Source organism: Bacillus sp. 05T22 (assembly GCF_056396765.1).
In genome coordinates, this window is sequence record NZ_JBFTMC010000091.1 from 1 (window position 1) to 17,966 (window position 17,966).

Here is a 17,966-nt window from a genome sequence, read left to right on the forward strand (position 1 = left end):
GAGGAAGCTGTAAGAAGGGCGGATCATGGTGTACACGCTTTTCAGACAGTGGAACAACACGTGAATATTTTATTTGCAGTATCAGAATGCGTACCGTTTATTAAATCAGGTGGCTTAGCAGATGTGGCGGGTGCACTTCCAAAAGAATTGAAAAAATTAGGAGTAAACGTCCGTATTATCCTACCAAACTACAGCCTTATTCCCAAGCACTTGCGAGAAGCATGTACGCTTCATAAGGTAATCAATGTGCAGCTCGGCTGGCGAAATCAATATTGCGGGATTTTAAAAGGGGAGCAAGGCGGGATTACGTATTATTTAATCGACAATGAATATTATTTTAAAAGGGATTCTCTTTATGGACATTATGATGATGGAGAACGTTTTTCTTTCTTTTCTAAGGCGGTGTTAGAGTGTATGCCGCACCTAGATTTTGAAGTGGACATCCTTCACAGTCACGATTGGCATACAGCGATGGCGAATTTTTTACTGCGTGAAAAGTATGGGGATCATCCATTGTATGAGCATATTAAAACTGTTTATACGATTCATAATTTGCAGTTCCAGGGTGTGTTTCCTCGTGAAGTTATGCATGATTTACTGGAACTTGGTGATGAATATTTTGATAGTGAACAGCTTGAATTTTATGGGAACGTTAACTTTATGAAAGGCGGCATCATCGCTTCAGATCGCATTACAGCGGTTAGCCCGACGTATAAAGAAGAGATCCAATATGAATTTTTTGGTGAAAAATTAGATGGTTTGTTACGGAAATATAATGATAAGTTGAGCGGGATTATAAATGGTATTGATACGAGCGTATATAATCCGAAAACGGACTCATTTATTACCACGCAGTATGATGCAGAATCATTGTATGAAAAACAAGAAAACAAACGTGCATTACAGCGCTATTTTGGTTTGTCGGAAAAAGAAGATACGCCAATTATTTCGATGGTAACGCGATTAACAAAGCAAAAAGGCCTTGATTTAGTACGTACTGTCTTTCATGAAATGATGGAAGACGATGTACAATGTATCATTTTAGGATCAGGGGATTCTGAATATGAGCAGTTTTTCGAATGGATGGCATATGAGTATCCAGAAAAAGTGAAAGTGTATATCGGGTTTAATGAAGAGCTAGCGCATCAAGTATATGCAGGGAGCGATTTATTTTTAATGCCATCATTATTTGAACCATGCGGACTCGGACAGCTCATTGCACTGGCATATGGTGTGATCCCAATTGTAAGAGAGACGGGAGGATTGAACGATACAGTTCAGTCTTATAATGAGAAAACAGAGAATGGAAATGGCTTCAGCTTTAGAAATTTTAACGCTCATGACATGTTACATACGGTTCGTCGTGCACTGAAGTATTATCATAATCAACCAGTATGGAATCAGCTTGTAAAACAAGCGATGACAGAGGATTATAGCTGGAAAAAGTCAGCTCTTGAATATAAGGAACTATATAAAAGTTTGCTGAAACACTCTTAGGTGGTGAAAAAATGTTTACTCATGTTGAAAGCTTTAAAGTAGCCTTTTTAGAAAAACTAGAAACGATGTGTGGAAAAAGTTTCAAAGATTCTACCAGTCGTGACCAGTATAATACACTTGGTCGTATGGTACGTGAGTATATGAATCAGCATTGGATTGCAACAAATGAAAGGTACCGGACAGGGAATCAAAAGCAAATGTATTACTTGTCTATTGAGTTTTTACTTGGTCGTTTGCTCGGTAGTAACTTACTAAATCTAGGTATCCGTGATGTATGTGAACAAGGCCTTTCAGAGCTTGGAATTTCATTAAAGGAATTGGAAGAAGGTGAAGCGGATGCAGGGCTTGGCAATGGAGGACTTGGCCGCCTTGCAGCCTGTTTTCTCGATTCACTTGCATCTTTAAATCTTCCAGGGCACGGATGTGGTATTCGTTATAAGCATGGCTTGTTTGATCAAAAAATTGTGGATGGATATCAAGTAGAATTACCAGAACAGTGGCTCCTTCATGAAAATGTTTGGGAAGTAAGACGACACGATCAAGCGGTAGAAGTGAGCTACTTTGGAAATGTAGAACCGATAGAAATGAATGGTCGCCTCGAATTTCGTCATACGAATGCAGAAGTGATTATGGCAGTTCCATATGACGTTCCGGTTGTTGGATATGAAACGGATACTGTGAATACACTTCGCCTTTGGAATGCAGAGCCGGTTCCTTTTCCACAAAATTGTAAAGATATTTTGAAATATAAACGTGAAACAGAAGTGGTATCAGAATTTTTATACCCGGATGATACGCATGATGAAGGGAAAATACTACGTTTAAAGCAGCAGTATTTCCTTGTATCAGCAAGCTTACAAAACATTGTTCGCATGCATAGAGAGCGAAATGGAACGCTTCGTAATTTACATGAGAAAATCGCGATTCACATTAACGATACGCATCCCGTTTTAGCAATTCCAGAACTCATGCGTATTTTACTAGATGAAGAAAAGCTTGCTTGGGAAGAAGCGTGGGATATTACGACTCAGACAATTTCTTATACGAATCATACGACATTATCAGAAGCACTTGAGAAGTGGCCAATCCATATTTTTAAACCGTTATTACCACGGATTTATATGATTATTGAAGAAATCAATGAACGCTTTTGTCATGAACTGTGGGAGCGATATCCGTATGAGTGGAAGCGGATTGAAGATATGGCAATTATCGCGCATGATCTTGTCAAAATGGCACATTTAGCAATTGTCGGAAGCCATAGTGTAAATGGCGTGGCAAAAATTCATACGGAAATTTTAAAGCAACGTGAAATGCGATTGTTTTATGATTTTTATCCGGAGAAATTTAACAATAAGACAAATGGAATCGCGCATCGGCGCTGGCTTATGAAGGCGAACCCGCAGCTTGCAAATCTCATTTCAGAAGCAATTGGAACGGAATGGAAGAAGCAACCGATTCAGTTGCAATTAATGCAAAGCTTTCAACATGACACTGCTTTTCAAGACAAGTTGCATGATGTAAAGCAAGAGCGTAAATATATTTTAGCAGAGCAAATTCAAAACAAGATGGGGATTATCGTTGACCCGAGTTCCATTTTTGATGTACAAGTAAAACGATTGCACGCTTATAAAAGGCAACTATTAAATGTGTTACATATTTTGTATTTGTACAATCGTTTAAAAGAAGATTCAAGCTTTTCGTTTTATCCGCGTACATTTATTTTTGGAGCGAAAGCATCGCCAGGCTATTATTATGCGAAAAAAATTATTAAATTAATAAATGAACTTGCTAGAAAGGTAAATCAAGATCCATATGTGAGTCAATATATGAAAGTTATCTTTCTAGAAAACTATCGGGTTTCTTTAGCTGAAGATATTTTCCCAGCAGCAGATGTAAGTGAGCAAATCTCTACAGCAAGTAAAGAGGCATCAGGAACAGGGAATATGAAGTTTATGATGAATGGTGCAATTACGCTCGGAACGCTGGATGGGGCCAATATTGAAATAAGAGAAAAAGTAGGAGATGAAGCCTGTTTTATCTTTGGTCTAACAGCGGAAGAGGTGCTTCATTATTATCAAAATGGTGGATATCGTGCAAATGATTACTATCACCATAATATGCACATAAAAAAAGTAGTCGATCAGTTAATAAATGGCTTTTTCACAAATGTTGCAGCCGAATTTGAAGCAATTTATGATTCTCTTGTTATTCAAAATGACGAGTACTTTGTCCTTCGTGATTTTAGTCCATATGCAGAGCGTCAAGAAGATGTAGGAAGAGCATATGAAAACCGAAGAAAGTGGCTAGAAATGTCTATCATTAATATTGCACAATCAGGATACTTTGCTAGTGATCGAACGATTCTGCAGTATAGTAATGAGATTTGGGGTATTGGTGATAGGGTTAAGCTTTTGTGAGTTGAAGATATAAATTAAAAATCTTTCTTTTTAGGTGGGAGAGAGGATCTGGTCGCTTTATATGTTGGAAAATCAAAATGGATATATAGGAATAAGACAGAGTCCCTTGTGAAGATTTTGAGGGGCTTTTATTTATTTGAATGGAATTCGTAAAGTAAAAATAGCTTGGGAATTTTCCAAGCTATTTTTACTTAGTTTGCTACTGAGATATAAGGATTTACTGAATACAAAACACCAGTCCCACCGTATTCCTCTGTAGCAAAGTATGAGAATGTACAGAAACCTGTGACCGTAAAAATTATAACGAGAAAAATTGCAAAGAAATATTTTAGCATGTAAGGTCCTCTCATCCAAAAGTAATTACATAGATTATTATAATATAATAGTATATTTTTTCCAAATGTTTCTGTATCAAAAATGAGAAGTCAGACATGTTTTGTATGTTGACATGGCGTGGTTGTTGGTGATGGATTTTGTATTTTTCGTAAATGTCAAGTTGTGATGAACATGTGTATACTCCCAGTCTTGGTCATGAAAATGCACTTTGCGCGGTGGAAGAAGCGGGACCACATCGAATAAATTAACGAAGCGAAAGCTGCTTGCTACTTGCATTTTGTAGTAGTTTCGAAAGGTGATATCTCCAACCTTTGGAGAGGCGAAGTTATAGAGACCGTATTGTGCAAACGCAGTATTAACGCGTGCATCTAATATGTGTAGTGTGGCAAGTGCTCCGCCTAGGCTATGCCCTGTGGCGAGTAGTTTTTTATCTGATGGTAAAGATACGAGCATATCCATAATCGTATCACGGCATGATTCATAAACAGAGAGAAAGCCGTTATGGACGTTTCCGCTATTTAAGGCGTATGGATAAAGTTTTTGGTTCACAAGTGAATCAATGACCCACTCTGGATCGGATTGGGTCCCTCGAAACGCTACGATGACTGTATCTTCAGATTCTAATATGAATCCAAACCACTCTGTTGTTTGCATAACCTTAGCCTGAAAACCTTGTACATATTGAAATCCTTCAGGTATTTGAAAAATCCCATTTTGTTTATATTGATCATATGTTAACTCGCAACAAGAAGCTAGCAATATGGCAGTATCTTTATCAAAGGATAAAGGAGCACGCATCAGAGAAGCCCTCCTAAAGAAGAAGTAATAGTTCAATATATGAGTGGGAATGGGGAATCATTCTTTGAGTGGCTTGAAAACAAAGTGCAATGAAAAATGAATGTTTTTTACAAATTAATACTTGAACCTCCAGTTACGTGAGGTAGTATGATTTGAGTAACCACATCGGTAAAAAGAATGTAGGGGGGATTTAAGATGAGTAAAAGTGAAAACTATTTAATTGGAGAGTTTTCGAAAAGAACAGGCATATCAATACGGACGCTACATTATTACGATGAAATTGGATTACTTAAACCCGAAAAACATCCTAGTTCCGGACGTCGAATATATAAAAAGCAAGACATCTTAACGTTGCAAAAAATAGTAAGTCTAAAATTTTTAGGATATAGTCTAGACGAAATATCTGCAATGATAAATATGTCTAGCCTTAATGTAAGTTTAAAAGAAACATTACAAAGTCAGAAACAAGCTTTTGAAGAGAAAAAGGAGCATATCGAAATTTCTTTGAAAGCAATTAATCGAACAATTACTTTATTAGAAGATGAAGGGCAAGTAGATAGTGACATTTTAATGAGTTTAATTTGTAATATACAAAAAGAAAGTGAACAACGCCTATGGCTTGAGGAATATATGGATAAGGAAGTCGTTGATCGATTATACGATAAATCTGAAGAAGAGATGGTGGCATTGGATAAAGAATTTATTCAGTTGTCGAAGGAGGTAAAGAGATTATTTGGAAAACCAGTCCATGATCCAGAAGTACAAAAGCTTGTCGATCAACATATGAAGGCAACTCTTACATATGTTGGAGAAGAAGCGGTAAATTCTTTAAGTGGATTAGAAAATATGGAAGATCAGTATGGGAATATGATTCCATCACCATATACAAAGGAAGAAGAGGAGTGGTTAAATGGGGCGATGGAGTATTATATGATTCAAAATGGTATGTACAGTCCTACAGGAGAAAAGGATAAGTGAAAAAATCGCTACGTCTTATGACGTAGCGATTTAGATTTTACTCTTTTCCATCAAGGAGGCGACCAAGTCCACCTAAAACGCTACCTTCCCCGCTGCTTTGAGCTGCAGGACTTGTAAGACGCGCTGCTAAACGGCTTAATGTTAAGGATTGAAGCCAAACTGTTCCTGGTCCTTCTAATGTAGCGAAGAATAAACCTTCTCCGCCAAATAACGCAGTTTTTACGTTGCCTACGAATTGAATGTCGTAGGCAACATCTCTTGTCATTGCAACAAGACACCCTGTATCAATGCGGAGTCTTTCACCGGGCTTAAGCTCACGTTTGTATACTGTGCCACCTGCGTGCATGAAAGCAAGGCCATCACCTTCAAGCTTCTGCATAATGAAGCCTTCACCGCCGAAGAAGCCGCTACCAATTTTTTTCGTGAATTCAATTCCGATAGAAACACCTTTTGCGGCGCAAAGGAATGCATCTTTTTGACAAACTACTTTGCCTTGATATTCTGTTAAATCAACTGGAACGATTTTTCCAGGGTAAGGTGCAGCAAATGATACGTGACGTTTGCCATGACCTGTATTTGTAAATACGGTCATAAACATACTCTCACCTGTAACGAGTCGTTTTCCGGCACCCATTAATTTACCAAATAGGCCGCTAGACTTTCCGGCACCGTCACCGAAGATTGTTTCCATTTCAATATGGTCTTCCATCATCATCATTGCTCCAGCTTCTGCAATTACGCTTTCTTCTGGATCTAATTCAATTTCAACAAACTGCATATCATCGCCATATAATTTATACTCAATTTCATGTGCCTTCATTATTTTCACCTCATATGTAGTGGATACTAATATTGTACAGAAATTAATGAGATTAGAAAACTATCGTTTTGTTAATTTTTAAAGAAAAATCTGTTTTGATTGTTCAACATATAAGTCACTGCTACGAAAAACAACAGGTGACCTGCTCGCGATTGCCCCTCTAAAAAGAAAGGTTTTATATCAGTTTTTTAATTTATCCCGCATTAACGGACAGTAACACTCCCACCTCAAAATTCAGCGAAAGCAAAGAAGTTAGGCGGGAGATGAACTGTCCGTAAAAGCCCGATTCGTTCAACTCATAATCAGTGGGGGATGAAGAAAACCCCCACTGATTAAAGTTTCACTTTATATATAGTTTACATATTTTGTGAACCTTTTAAAAAAATATGAGAAAAATGCTGAAATGAAAGTGTTCTCATTTGACCTTTTTGATAGAGCGTGATATAGTGAAATCACTATTGAGCTACATAATGTGGTACGGAAATAAAGCGTGTTTAATTCAAGGCATCAGGTCTGAGATACATTCATGTCCTTTATATCCACCTTTTCATGTGGATTCATAGTTTCATTTTTATTTAGGAGGTACATGACATGCAAACAGGTAAAGTTAAATGGTTTAACGGCGAAAAAGGTTTTGGTTTCATCGAAGTTGAAGGTGGAGACGATGTATTCGTACATTTCTCAGCTATCCAAGGCGACGGCTTCAAAACTTTAGAAGAAGGTCAAGAAGTTTCTTTCGAAATCGTTGAAGGTAACCGTGGACCACAAGCTGCTAACGTTACAAAAAACTAATTAGCTAGCGAGAAAAAAGCATTCCGAATTTCGGAATGCTTTTTTATTCTTTTGAACTAGACTCATTCGGAGATAACTCACCTTTATAAGTTTTTTCTTCAAAATCATCCAGCATCTGTTCATATTCTTCATGCTCTTTTGTTGCATACACCTGTGGGTTCTTTCCATACATATCTGTTCCGATGAAGTTTTCAAAGTCTTCTACGTAACCGCGTGGTTCTTCAGCATCTACATACATCTCATCAAAGTTTTTCGAGTCGCGGCGTTCTAAATCAGATGGTGTTTCTGATGTTCCGTATAAAGCAACATCTTGCCAAGCATCCTCTGCATCGTATCCTACGGCACTGTCCATATCGTATTTGCCAAACGGTGGCTCTACTAATTCTTCTTCAACGGGACGTGCGCTTAAGTTTAATTTATTCGTTGTATGTTCTATACAGGTCGTAGCAGTTGGCATCGCTTCTAATCTTTCTAGTGGAATTTCTTCACCAGAAACTTCGCAAACCCCATATGTGCCAGCTTCGATTTTTTGCAAGGCATGCTTCGTATCTTGCAGTTGCTTATGCCAAAATTCAATAAGCCCGAAGTCTTTCTCGCGTTCATATAATTCGGTAGCCATATCGCCGGGATGATTGTCATAAGCGGATAATTCTCCAACAGATTCCCGTTCAGAGGCGCGGTCTTCGCCTTCATGACTTTGCAGCGTTTGTTCAATTTCGTGCAGTTGCTTTTCTAAAATGGATTTAAAATGATTGATTTGTTGTGGAGTTAACATAGTATCCACCTTCCTACAATTCGGTTTCTTTATGTAGTATGAGCTTGATTGCGGGAAATATCCCGGTATTTGAGTGAGTCGATCGTGCTGTAAAATGTCGAGCGATCGATATGTTGTGTCGAAGTGCCGATATATGAGGAGAAACGGTCGATATATTTAAAAAATCGCCGATATATTTTGAAAATGGAAAAAGGAGCTGCTCTAGCAGCTCCTCTTTTATAGGAAATAACCAAGTAATAGTCCGATTCCCATTAAGAAACCAAAGATTGTATTTGTTTTTGCCGTCGCGATCATCGCAGGTGCCATTTCCATTGGAATCCTTTTGCCGATAAATCCTTTTGTCGCTTTAAATGCTTTCGGGGCACTTAGGAAAACAATCAGCATCCATGGGGACACGATTCCGACAATGATCAGGGCAATTGTCCAAATGTAGGAAACAATAAACATGGAAGCAAGGACACCAATTGCGTTCTCACGTCCAACAATAATCGCTAATGTATTACGGCCATTTTCTTTATCTCCATCTAAATCACGAATGTTGTTGGAAAGTAAAATCGCTCCAATTAAAATCGCATTTGGAATAGATACTAAAATAATTTCTGATGTTACAGTTCCTGTCTGAATGAAAAATGAAATACCAATAATAATAACACCCATAAATAATCCTGCTGTTAATTCTCCAAAAGGCGTATAGGCAATCGGAAGTGGGCCGCCTGTATAAAGGTAAGCAACAGCCATACAAACAAGACCGATTGCAGCAAGCCACCAGCTAGAGTTCATACAAATATAAACGCCTAATAGCATTGCGATACCGAAAAATCCAAATGCTAAATTAAGGACTGTTTTTGGTTGAATACCGTCGCGGACAATGGCACCACCGATACCAACTGAACCTTCGTGATCTAATCCTCTTTTATAATCAAAGTATTCATTAAACATGTTTGTTGCTGCTTGAATGAGAAGACAAGCAAGAAGCATGATAAAGAAAAGAGGGAGATGTATTTGATTGATACCCCCTACTTGCATTGCATAAGCTGTTCCAATAAAAACAGGAACAAAAGCGGCTGTTAATGTATGAGGACGTAATAAACTCCACCAAATGCGCCAGCCTGTTTGTTTACTTGGCTTTGGCGACATAGGAGAGGAATTCGTTTCGACTTTCATTTCCATGTTGAATCCTCCTTGTCACATAATATACACAATTAAGTGTAGGAAAAGCAGCATTTAGTGTCAACGTTTATTTTCTAGGAAGAGAAGGGGAATTTCTCAGAAATGCTAAACGTTGACAGGGCTTTCGTTTGAGGTGTATCTTAAAATCAAGCGTATTTATGACTATTTTTCGCCCATAGGGGGGAGACTTTGTGATTCAGACGAAACAAAAAGATTTACAAGAAGTGATTTTGGCAGCTATTAAACATGCGACGAATGAAAAAACATTGGTCAGTTTTGTAAAACAAATAGATTGGATGGATCCGCTTCTTTTTTATGCAGCAGGAAAAAGGATTGCATACGAAAATAGATGTTATTTTGCAGACCCATCTCAGCATGTCATATTTGCTGGAATTGGCTCTGTTTTCACTATAGCAAATTCTTCTGACAAACGCTTTCAAAATGCCCGCGAAAAGTGGAGTGAAGTGCAAGAGAAAGCAATTGTTCACAGAGAAGAGTATGAATTTGGAACGGGTCCACTTTTATTTGGTAGCTTTTCATTTGATCCAGAAAAAGAACAAACGGATCTTTGGGAAGAATTTAAAGATACAACATTATCGTTACCGGCTTTTCTTTTAACGGTAAAAAATGAAAAAGCATGGTTAACAATGAATACATTTATTTCAGCTGAAGACTCTGCACAGGAAGTGTGTGAAGAAATTGTTTCTTTGGAAAAAAGAATTTTAGAAGAATGCAAATGCCCGCTTACAGAAGCGAAATTAACAGTAACTTCTAAAGTAGAAGTTGATCCGAAGAGCTGGATGGATGCAATTGTAAAAGTGCAGGATGAAATGAAAAAAGGAATTGTACAAAAGGTTGTATTGGCAAGAGAATTAAAACTAACGATGGATCAGAATATTGATTCTGCTCGTGTTTTAGAAGCGCTCCGTATTGGGCAACCGGATTGTTACGTGTTTTCCTTCGATTATAAAGGAGCATGCTTTTTAGGAGCAACGCCTGAGAGATTAATTCGAAAAGAAGGCGGGAAATTTACATCGATGTGCCTTGCTGGTTCGATTGGTCATGGTAATTCTATAGAAGAAAGTAAGCAAAATGGTAATGCACTTCTTCATGATGAAAAGAATTTAGCAGAGCATGGTTATGTAGTAAATATGATTCGTGGCGTATTAACAGAGCATTGTGAATCCGTTACTATTCCGCAGCGTCCAGGTTTATTAACAACAAAAAATTTACTACATTTATATACACCGGTTGAAGCGAAAGGTGAAGCATCACTTCTTTCAATGGTGGAAGAACTGCATCCAACGCCAGCACTTGGTGGTACGCCACGCCACGCGGCGATGAAGCTCATCCGTGATGTAGAGTTATTAGACCGTGGATTGTACGGAGCACCAATCGGCTGGATAGATGACAAAGGGAACGGCGAATTTGCGGTAGCCCTGCGCTGCGGGCTATTAAATGGTGACAAGGCATCCTTATTTGCCGGCTGCGGTATTGTGATTGATTCAGTACCACAGCTTGAATATGAAGAAACAAGTTTGAAGTTTAGACCGATGCTTGGTGCTTTGGAGGAATTAATGAAATGAATAATCATATAGAAGCATTATCATATTATTTAGGCGCGTTTGTGGACGAACTGGCGCGTCTAAATGTATATGATGTTGTCATTAGTCCAGGTTCGCGGTCAACGCCGCTAGCCTTGCTAATGGAGCAACATGAACAGATAAAAACATATTTGCATGTAGATGAACGATCAGCTGCTTTTTTCGCGCTCGGTATTGCGAAGGCGAAGAAGCGTCCTGTAGCGATTTTATGTACATCAGGAACAGCGGCAGCGAACTATTATCCAGCAATTTGTGAAGCCTTTCATTCGCGTGTGCCATTGCTTGTCTTAACAGCAGATAGACCACATGAACTAAGAGATGTTGGTGCCCCGCAGGCAATGAATCAGCTGAACCTATATGGCTCCTTTGTGAAACAGTTTATGGAGATGGCACTGCCAGAAGCTAGAGAGCCGATGTATCATTATGCTCGTATGACAGCCGGACGTGCTGTTGCAATTGCATCTCTTGCACCAAGGGGACCTGTCCATATTAATTTTCCACTTCGGGAGCCGTTGATCCCTGACTTTTCTTTAGAGGAATTATGGGAAAAAGGACGAGGTGAATATACAGGGGCAGTTCATCAAGGGAATATGGCGATGACGAGTGAATATGTAAGTTCTCTTACAGAGCGCCTTTCGAGTATGGAAAAGGGGCTTATTATTTGTGGAGACGATAGTCATCCAGAGATTGCTGAAGTTATCACGCAGTTTGCTGAGAAAACTGGATATCCAATTTTGGCAGATCCGCTTTCAGGTCTTCGGAGCGGTAATCATGATAAATCATTGGTAATCGATTGCTATGATACATTTTTACGAAATGAATGGTTGAAGGATACATGGAAGCCAGATGTCATTATTCGTTTCGGTGGTATGCCAGTATCTAAGGCATTAACGCAATATATAAAGAAACAAACGGCTGCTGTCCATATTGTTGTAGATGAATCAGGAAAATGGAGAGATCCAGCTCTTGTAGCAACGGAAGTGGTATGTGCAAGCGACGTCTCGTTTTGTAAAGCAATGATAGATAATATGCAAAAGCGAGAACAGAATGATTGGTGCGAGATGTGGAAACATATAAACGATGCGACGAAGAAAAAGCTTCGTGAAATCGAAACATATGAAACAGCGTTTGAAGGAAAAGTGATTACAGACATTGTGCATGTGTTACAAGAGGAAGCGACGTTATTTGTCAGCAATAGCATGCCAATTCGTGACACAGATACATTTTTCTTTAACATAGATAAAAAAATTCATGTCATGGCAAACCGTGGTGTGAATGGGATTGATGGGATTATTTCAACATCCTTAGGAGCGAGCACTGTTTGTGAACCGCTCGTATTAGTCATTGGTGATTTATCATTTTATCATGACCTAAATGGACTCTTAGCAGCAAAATTACATGATTTAAACGTAACAATTGTCGTTGTTAATAATGATGGTGGTGGCATCTTCTCATTCCTACCACAATACAAGTCAAAAGAACATTTTGAATCATTATTCGGAACGCCGCTTGGGCTTGATTATGAACATGTTGTTAAAATGTACGGTGGTTCATTCTCGCGTGTAAATGACTGGGATGCATTTCGTCATGAAGTAAAAAAAGGGACAATGGAAAAAGAGTTACACGTTGTGGAAATTTGTACAAACCGAGAAGAGAATTTACAATTGCACCGTGATTTATGGGCAAGTACATCGAAGATTGCTACGGAAATTTTGCAAGGTGAATCGGAATGAAAGTAGTGCTGCAAGGTATAACGTATGAATATGAAGTGGTCGGTAGTGGAGAGCCACTTCTACTTCTTCATGGTTTTACGGGGAGCATGGAAACGTGGCATTCGTTTATTCCTGCATGGAGTAAACAGTTCCAAGTCATCACAGTTGATCTTGTGGGACATGGAAAAACGGAAAGTCCTGAGGAACTTACGCATTATGATATTCAAAATGTAGCACTTCAAATGACGACACTACTCGATCATTTGAATATTGAAAAAGCACATATACTCGGCTATTCAATGGGCGGAAGACTGGCGATTACGATGGCATGCTTATATCCAAACCGCGTGAAATCTCTTTTATTAGAGAACTGCACAGCTGGACTTGAGATGGAATCGGACCGGAAAGAGCGCCGAGCGCGCGATGAACAGCTTGCAGATCGAATTGAATTAGAGAGAATAGAAGCTTTCGTAAATAGATGGGAAAATATCCCGCTGTTTGCAACGCAAAAAAAGTTATCACAAGGTGTGCAAGAACAAGTAAGGAAAGAGCGACTTGCTAATAACCCGAAAGGACTCGCAAATAGCCTTCGGGGCATGGGAACAGGAGCTCAGCCTTCTTGGTGGAGTCAGCTTGAAGAGCTCAAAATGCCTGTCTTGTTAATGAATGGAGAGAGCGATCAGAAGTTCTTTCACATCTTACAAAATATACAAAAACGCATCCCTCACGCGAAATTTGTCAAAATTGATGGGGCTGGTCATGCAATTCATGTGGAACAACCGCAAAAGTTTGGTACAATAGTAGAGGGATTTCTCAAAACCATACAGTGACACTTTTTTCTTTTGAGGAAAGTAGAACTTATAGAGGCTAGTGGACAACCATTAGCACAATAAAAGGAGGTAAGAATAATGGCTATTGAATGGGTAAAAGAAGGCAATTATGAAGATATTATTTATTCCACATACAATGGTATCGCAAAGATTTCGATTAACCGTCCTGAAGTACATAATGCATTCCGTCCTAAAACGGTAATGGAGTTAATCGATGCATTTGCACAAGCACGTGATGATGCAAATGTTGGCGTTATCATTTTAACAGGTGAAGGTGGACGTGCATTCTGTTCTGGCGGCGACCAAAAAGTTCGCGGTCATGGTGGATATGTAGGTGAAGACCAAATCCCACGCTTAAACGTATTAGACTTACAACGTTTAATTCGCGCAATCCCTAAACCAGTTATCGCAATGGTAGCAGGTTATGCAATTGGYGGTGGACACGTACTTCATATCGTATGTGATTTAACAATCGCAGCAGACAACGCTGTATTCGGACAAACTGGTCCTAAAGTAGGTAGCTTTGATGGCGGATATGGAGCTGGTTATTTAGCTCGTATGGTAGGTCATAAGAAAGCTCGTGAAATTTGGTACCTATGCCGTCAATACAGTGCACAAGAAGCACTTGATATGGGCTTAGTAAACACAGTTGTACCATTAGAAGAGCTAGAAGCAGAAACAGTCCAATGGGCAGAAGAAATCTTAGCAAACAGCCCAATGGCACTTCGTTTCTTAAAAGCTGCATTCAATGCAGATACAGACGGTTTAGCTGGTATCCAGCAACTAGCGGGAGACGCAACGTTATTGTACTACACAACTGACGAAGCAAAAGAAGGCCGCGACGCGTTCAAAGAAAAACGTCGTCCAGACTTCGGACAATTCCCTCGTTTTCCGTGATTAAAAGCGGAAGCGGCTCGTTCAGAATGTGAGAGGGATGGAGCTTCTGACGAAGAGGCGTAGTTTGCCTTGCAGGAAGAAGAGAAGCCACCGAACATTCTAGCTGCTGTAGCTGGATAAGATTAAAAGCGGGAACAAAAACAAGAGACTTGATTGTACATCAAGTCTCTTTCTTTAATGGAAGGAGAATGTGTAATGGAGACAATGCCCAATTGGTTAATGCAACGTGCTTTTTTAACACCAGAGCGCACTGCGATTGAGACAAAAGAGGAGAAGATTACATTTTTAGAACTGCATGAAAAAGTAGGATCTGTTTGTGAACACCTTTCATACTTACAGATAGCAAAAGGTCAAAAAGTGGCTGTTCTGATGAAAAATGGTACCCAGATGATTACAGTAATTCACGCCTTATCTTATATTGGGGCAGTAGCTGTACTTCTAAATACACGTCTTTCAAGAGAAGAGCTACTTTGGCAAATGGATGATGCTGAAGTTGTTTGCTTAGTAACGGACCAAGAATTTGAAACAGAACAGGTACTAGTATATGCATTTGAAGAGGTAGTGAACGGACCGAAGAAAACTGCAGTCGTTCAAGAGGAGTTTTCTTTAGAAGAATCGATGACAATTATTTATACGTCAGGAACAACAGGAAAGCCGAAAGGGGTTATCTTAACATACGGTAATCACTGGGCGAGTGCCGTTGGATCATCACTTAACTTAGGGCTTCGCGATGATGATTGTTGGTTAGCGTGCATGCCAATGTTTCATGTAGGCGGATTATCTCTGTTAATGAAAAATATTATGTACGGTATGCGGATTTTACTCGTTCCGAAATATGATCCTGATTTCATTCATGAGGCAATAAAAACGCGGGGGATAACAATCATATCTGTCGTTTCTAAGATGTTAATGGATTTATTAGAAAGACTTGGAGAGGAAACATATCCGAGCTCTTTACGTTGCATGTTATTAGGCGGAGGACCAGCACTAAAGCCACTTTTAGAAACATGTGTAACAAAAGGAATCCCTGTGTACCAAACATATGGTATGACAGAAACATCCTCGCAAATTTGCACACTTTCAGCTGATTACATGCTAACGAAAGTTGGTTCAGCAGGAAAACCGCTTTTCTCATGCCAGCTTCGAATTGAGAAGGATGGAGAAGTAGTGCCACCGAATGTTGAAGGAGAGATTGCTGTAAAAGGACCGAATGTGACACATGGCTATTTTAAACGTGAAGACGCAACGCGTGAAACAATAATAGACGGTTGGCTTCATACTGGAGACCTTGGGTATTTAGATGAAGAAGGATTTTTATATGTATTAGATCGTCGTAGTGATCTCATTGTTTCAGGCGGAGAAAATATTTATCCAGCGCAAATTGAAGAAGTACTGCTTGCAAATCCTAAAGTGGCGGAAGCAGGAGTTGTTGGGAAAGCAGACGAACAGTGGGGACAAGTGCCTGTTGCGTTTATTGTTAAGGCTGACGATATAACAGAAGAAGAACTGATTAAATTTTGTGAAGAAAAATTAGCGCGATATAAAGTACCGAGAGAAGTGCATTTCTTACTTGAATTACCACGTAATGCTTCGAAAAAATTGTTAAGACGGGAACTAAGGCACCTGCTGGAGGAGATGTAAATGAGAATTAAAAAGGCGACGCTTTATGTAACAGAAATGCCTCTTGTGATTCCTTTTGCAGCAAGCTACGGAACGTATGAAACGCGGGAAAGTATTGTCATTGAACTTGAGGATGCGGACGGATATATCGGGTTTGGGGAAGTTGTTGCGTTCTCAGAGCCATGGTATACAGAAGAAACTGTAACAACGGCACTTCATATGCTTCAAAATTTTTTAATACCAGATGTATTGAAAGCTGAAATTACACATCCAAATGAAATTCCGAGTCTCTTTCAGCATATAAAGCGTAACCGTATGGCGAAAGCGGGAATAGAAGGCGCTGTATGGGATTTGTATGCGAAACGCGAAAACAGGTCATTAGCGACTTTACTTGGAGGAACACAGCCAGAAATTGAAGTCGGTGTTGTGATTGGGTTAGATACGATTTCTAATATGTTAAAACGAATTGAAATGTATGCAGAAGAAGGATATCAACGTTTTAAGGTGAAAATCAAACCGGAATTTGATTATGAGCTAATAAAGGAAATACGAAGAGTCTTTCCAAAGATTCCATTAATGGTCGATGCAAATTCAGCGTATACGTTAGGGGATATTGAGCGATTAAAACGATTGGATGAATTTCAGTTAATGATGATTGAACAGCCTTTAGCGGATAACGATTTTCTCGATCACGCTAAGCTCCAAAAACAAATAGAGACACCTATTTGTTTGGACGAGAGTATTCATAGCTTAGAAGATGCAAGAGTAGCGATTACACTTGGAAGCTGCCGCATTATAAATATTAAACCGGGACGAGTTGGTGGTTTAACAGAATCGATCCAAATTCATGATTATTGCAAGGAACATGGTATTCCTGTTTGGTGCGGCGGTATGGTTGAAATGGGGATTTCACGTGCGCAAAATATTGCGTTAGCATCACTCCCGAACTTTACGATTCCGGGTGATATTTCAGCTTCAAGTAGACACTGGGAGCGAGATATTATTTCACCAGAAGTAACATTGCAAGGCGGGAAAGTAATTGTTCCAAAAGAGCCTGGGTTTGGATATGGCGTAAACCGGGAAAGATTAGAAGAGATTACGAGAAAACGGATTATATGTGAGAGGTGAATGTATGAGGCAGCGGGAAGATATATTGCGGGTTATACAGGCATATTTGTTAAAGGTGTCATTTGTAAAAGTTGCATATATTTTTGGGCCTCAAGTAAGGAAAGAAGTAACAGATCAATGTAGTCATCACATTGCGATTGAAACGAAGAATGCTTCGCACAAACAATTTCAGTGGTTATGTTTTGAGTTGATAGAAGAGCTGGAGGGAAGAGTGAAATTTGATGTGGTACATTTAAATTCGCTCTCTAATCTACAATTAAAAAAGTGTATATTGCAAGAAGGAAAGCTGTTTGTACAGCGTATATAAAGTGAAACTTTAATCAGCCCTCACCAATCGGGCTTTTACGGGCAGTTCATCTCCTGCTTAACTTCTTTGCTCTCACTGAATGAGGTGGGAGTGTTACTGCCCACAAATAGCGGGATAAAGAGCCTACGATGATTTGAAGTGAACCCCGAAAACGGGACACATATCAAAACACCTAAACCATCTGTTCCCTATATTCTTTAGGGGATAGGTGGTTTAATTTTTCTTGAATTCGCACACAATTGTAGTAATGAATGTATTCTAGCACAATCTTTCGCACAGTTG

16 protein-coding genes are annotated in these 17,966 nt (G+C 39.2%); 11 read left to right on the forward strand and 5 right to left on the reverse strand.

Going from position 1 to position 17,966, the window contains the following annotated elements; all coding sequences use genetic code 11:
• The first annotated feature begins 60 nt into the window (after positions 1-60).
• Positions 61-1,497: a glycogen synthase GlgA gene (glgA, locus tag AC1DIT_RS21280; protein ID WP_016116837.1), complete on the forward strand. Its 1,437-nt coding sequence runs from the start codon at positions 61-63 to the stop codon at positions 1,495-1,497.
• An 11-nt stretch (positions 1,498-1,508) separates the two neighbouring features.
• Positions 1,509-3,917, forward strand: a complete 2,409-nt coding sequence (locus AC1DIT_RS21285) for a glycogen/starch/alpha-glucan phosphorylase (protein WP_016133373.1) — start codon at positions 1,509-1,511, stop codon at positions 3,915-3,917.
• A 411-nt stretch (positions 3,918-4,328) separates the two neighbouring features.
• Here AC1DIT_RS21285 and AC1DIT_RS21290 read toward each other — a convergent pair whose 3' ends face one another.
• On the reverse strand, positions 4,329-5,051 hold the full coding sequence (locus AC1DIT_RS21290) for a lipase family protein (RefSeq protein ID WP_016116834.1): 723 nt from the start codon (positions 5,049-5,051) through the stop codon (positions 4,329-4,331).
• A 195-nt stretch (positions 5,052-5,246) separates the two neighbouring features.
• Between AC1DIT_RS21290 and AC1DIT_RS21295 the strand changes: the two genes are divergently transcribed.
• Positions 5,247-6,029 (forward strand): MerR family transcriptional regulator, encoded by a 783-nt coding sequence (locus tag AC1DIT_RS21295; protein ID WP_016116833.1) that lies wholly within the window; start codon positions 5,247-5,249, stop codon positions 6,027-6,029.
• Positions 6,030-6,066: 37 nt separating this feature from the next.
• Here AC1DIT_RS21295 and AC1DIT_RS21300 read toward each other — a convergent pair whose 3' ends face one another.
• Positions 6,067-6,849 carry a TIGR00266 family protein gene (locus AC1DIT_RS21300; protein WP_016133372.1) on the reverse strand — a complete coding sequence of 261 codons (783 nt, stop codon included), beginning with the start codon at positions 6,847-6,849 and terminating at the stop codon, positions 6,067-6,069.
• A 591-nt stretch (positions 6,850-7,440) separates the two neighbouring features.
• Here AC1DIT_RS21300 and cspD point away from each other — a divergent pair.
• A complete protein-coding gene (gene cspD / locus AC1DIT_RS21305) occupies positions 7,441-7,641 on the forward strand; it encodes a cold-shock protein CspD (RefSeq protein WP_001193049.1) in 201 nt (66 codons plus the stop codon).
• Positions 7,642-7,684: 43 nt separating this feature from the next.
• Here the strand turns inward: cspD and AC1DIT_RS21310 are convergent, their stop codons facing one another.
• Positions 7,685-8,416, reverse strand: coding sequence for a yteA family sporulation protein (locus AC1DIT_RS21310; protein ID WP_016133371.1), 732 nt, complete (start codon positions 8,414-8,416; stop codon positions 7,685-7,687).
• A 216-nt stretch (positions 8,417-8,632) separates the two neighbouring features.
• Complete coding sequence (locus AC1DIT_RS21315; RefSeq protein ID WP_016116830.1) at positions 8,633-9,586, reverse strand: 1,4-dihydroxy-2-naphthoate polyprenyltransferase; 954 nt, start codon at positions 9,584-9,586, stop codon at positions 8,633-8,635.
• 191 nt (positions 9,587-9,777) lie between these two features.
• Between AC1DIT_RS21315 and AC1DIT_RS21320 the strand changes: the two genes are divergently transcribed.
• The 7 genes from AC1DIT_RS21320 to AC1DIT_RS21350 all read left to right on the forward strand — a co-directional run bounded on the left by AC1DIT_RS21320 (position 9,778) and on the right by AC1DIT_RS21350 (position 17,684).
• Positions 9,778-11,172: an isochorismate synthase gene (locus AC1DIT_RS21320; RefSeq protein ID WP_016116829.1), complete on the forward strand. Its 1,395-nt coding sequence runs from the start codon at positions 9,778-9,780 to the stop codon at positions 11,170-11,172.
• Positions 11,169-12,923: a 2-succinyl-5-enolpyruvyl-6-hydroxy-3-cyclohexene-1-carboxylic-acid synthase gene (gene menD / locus AC1DIT_RS21325; RefSeq protein ID WP_016116828.1), complete on the forward strand. Its 1,755-nt coding sequence runs from the start codon at positions 11,169-11,171 to the stop codon at positions 12,921-12,923. The genes AC1DIT_RS21320 and menD overlap by 4 nt, the downstream gene beginning before the upstream one ends.
• On the forward strand, positions 12,920-13,732 hold the full coding sequence (gene menH / locus AC1DIT_RS21330; RefSeq protein WP_016116827.1) for a 2-succinyl-6-hydroxy-2,4-cyclohexadiene-1-carboxylate synthase: 813 nt from the start codon (positions 12,920-12,922) through the stop codon (positions 13,730-13,732). Before menD ends, menH begins: the two co-directional genes overlap by 4 nt.
• Positions 13,733-13,810: 78 nt before the next feature.
• Positions 13,811-14,629 (forward strand): 1,4-dihydroxy-2-naphthoyl-CoA synthase, encoded by an 819-nt coding sequence (menB, locus tag AC1DIT_RS21335; RefSeq protein WP_003201443.1) that lies wholly within the window; start codon positions 13,811-13,813, stop codon positions 14,627-14,629.
• A gap of 195 nt (positions 14,630-14,824) precedes the next feature.
• Positions 14,825-16,270 (forward strand): o-succinylbenzoate--CoA ligase, encoded by a 1,446-nt coding sequence (locus AC1DIT_RS21340; RefSeq protein ID WP_016133370.1) that lies wholly within the window; start codon positions 14,825-14,827, stop codon positions 16,268-16,270.
• Entirely contained in the window at positions 16,271-17,377 is a 1,107-nt protein-coding gene (gene menC, locus AC1DIT_RS21345) for an o-succinylbenzoate synthase (protein ID WP_077295616.1), read from the forward strand.
• 4 nt (positions 17,378-17,381) lie between these two features.
• Positions 17,382-17,684 (forward strand): hypothetical protein, encoded by a 303-nt coding sequence (locus tag AC1DIT_RS21350; RefSeq protein WP_016116824.1) that lies wholly within the window; start codon positions 17,382-17,384, stop codon positions 17,682-17,684.
• Between the two features lie 172 nt (positions 17,685-17,856).
• On the opposite strand, the gene AC1DIT_RS21355 is transcribed toward AC1DIT_RS21350, so the two are convergent.
• Positions 17,857-17,966 (reverse strand): IS3 family transposase (locus AC1DIT_RS21355; RefSeq protein ID WP_476998389.1); only part of this gene is annotated, 110 nt, incomplete at its 5' end.

Coding starts and splice junctions, on each gene's coding strand:
- AC1DIT_RS21285 (WP_016133373.1), top strand. CDS start 1,509: ATGTTTACTCATGTTGAAAGCTTTAAAGTAGCCTTTTTAGAAAAACTA.
- AC1DIT_RS21290 (WP_016116834.1), bottom strand. CDS start 5,051: ATGCGTGCTCCTTTATCCTTTGATAAAGATACTGCCATATTGCTAGCT.
- AC1DIT_RS21295 (WP_016116833.1), top strand. CDS start 5,247: ATGAGTAAAAGTGAAAACTATTTAATTGGAGAGTTTTCGAAAAGAACA.
- AC1DIT_RS21300 (WP_016133372.1), bottom strand. CDS start 6,849: ATGAAGGCACATGAAATTGAGTATAAATTATATGGCGATGATATGCAG.
- cspD (WP_001193049.1), top strand. CDS start 7,441: ATGCAAACAGGTAAAGTTAAATGGTTTAACGGCGAAAAAGGTTTTGGT.
- AC1DIT_RS21310 (WP_016133371.1), bottom strand. CDS start 8,416: ATGTTAACTCCACAACAAATCAATCATTTTAAATCCATTTTAGAAAAG.
- AC1DIT_RS21315 (WP_016116830.1), bottom strand. CDS start 9,586: ATGGAAATGAAAGTCGAAACGAATTCCTCTCCTATGTCGCCAAAGCCA.
- menD (WP_016116828.1), top strand. CDS start 11,169: ATGAATAATCATATAGAAGCATTATCATATTATTTAGGCGCGTTTGTG.
- menH (WP_016116827.1), top strand. CDS start 12,920: ATGAAAGTAGTGCTGCAAGGTATAACGTATGAATATGAAGTGGTCGGT.
- AC1DIT_RS21340 (WP_016133370.1), top strand. CDS start 14,825: ATGGAGACAATGCCCAATTGGTTAATGCAACGTGCTTTTTTAACACCA.
- menC (WP_077295616.1), top strand. CDS start 16,271: ATGAGAATTAAAAAGGCGACGCTTTATGTAACAGAAATGCCTCTTGTG.
- AC1DIT_RS21350 (WP_016116824.1), top strand. CDS start 17,382: ATGAGGCAGCGGGAAGATATATTGCGGGTTATACAGGCATATTTGTTA.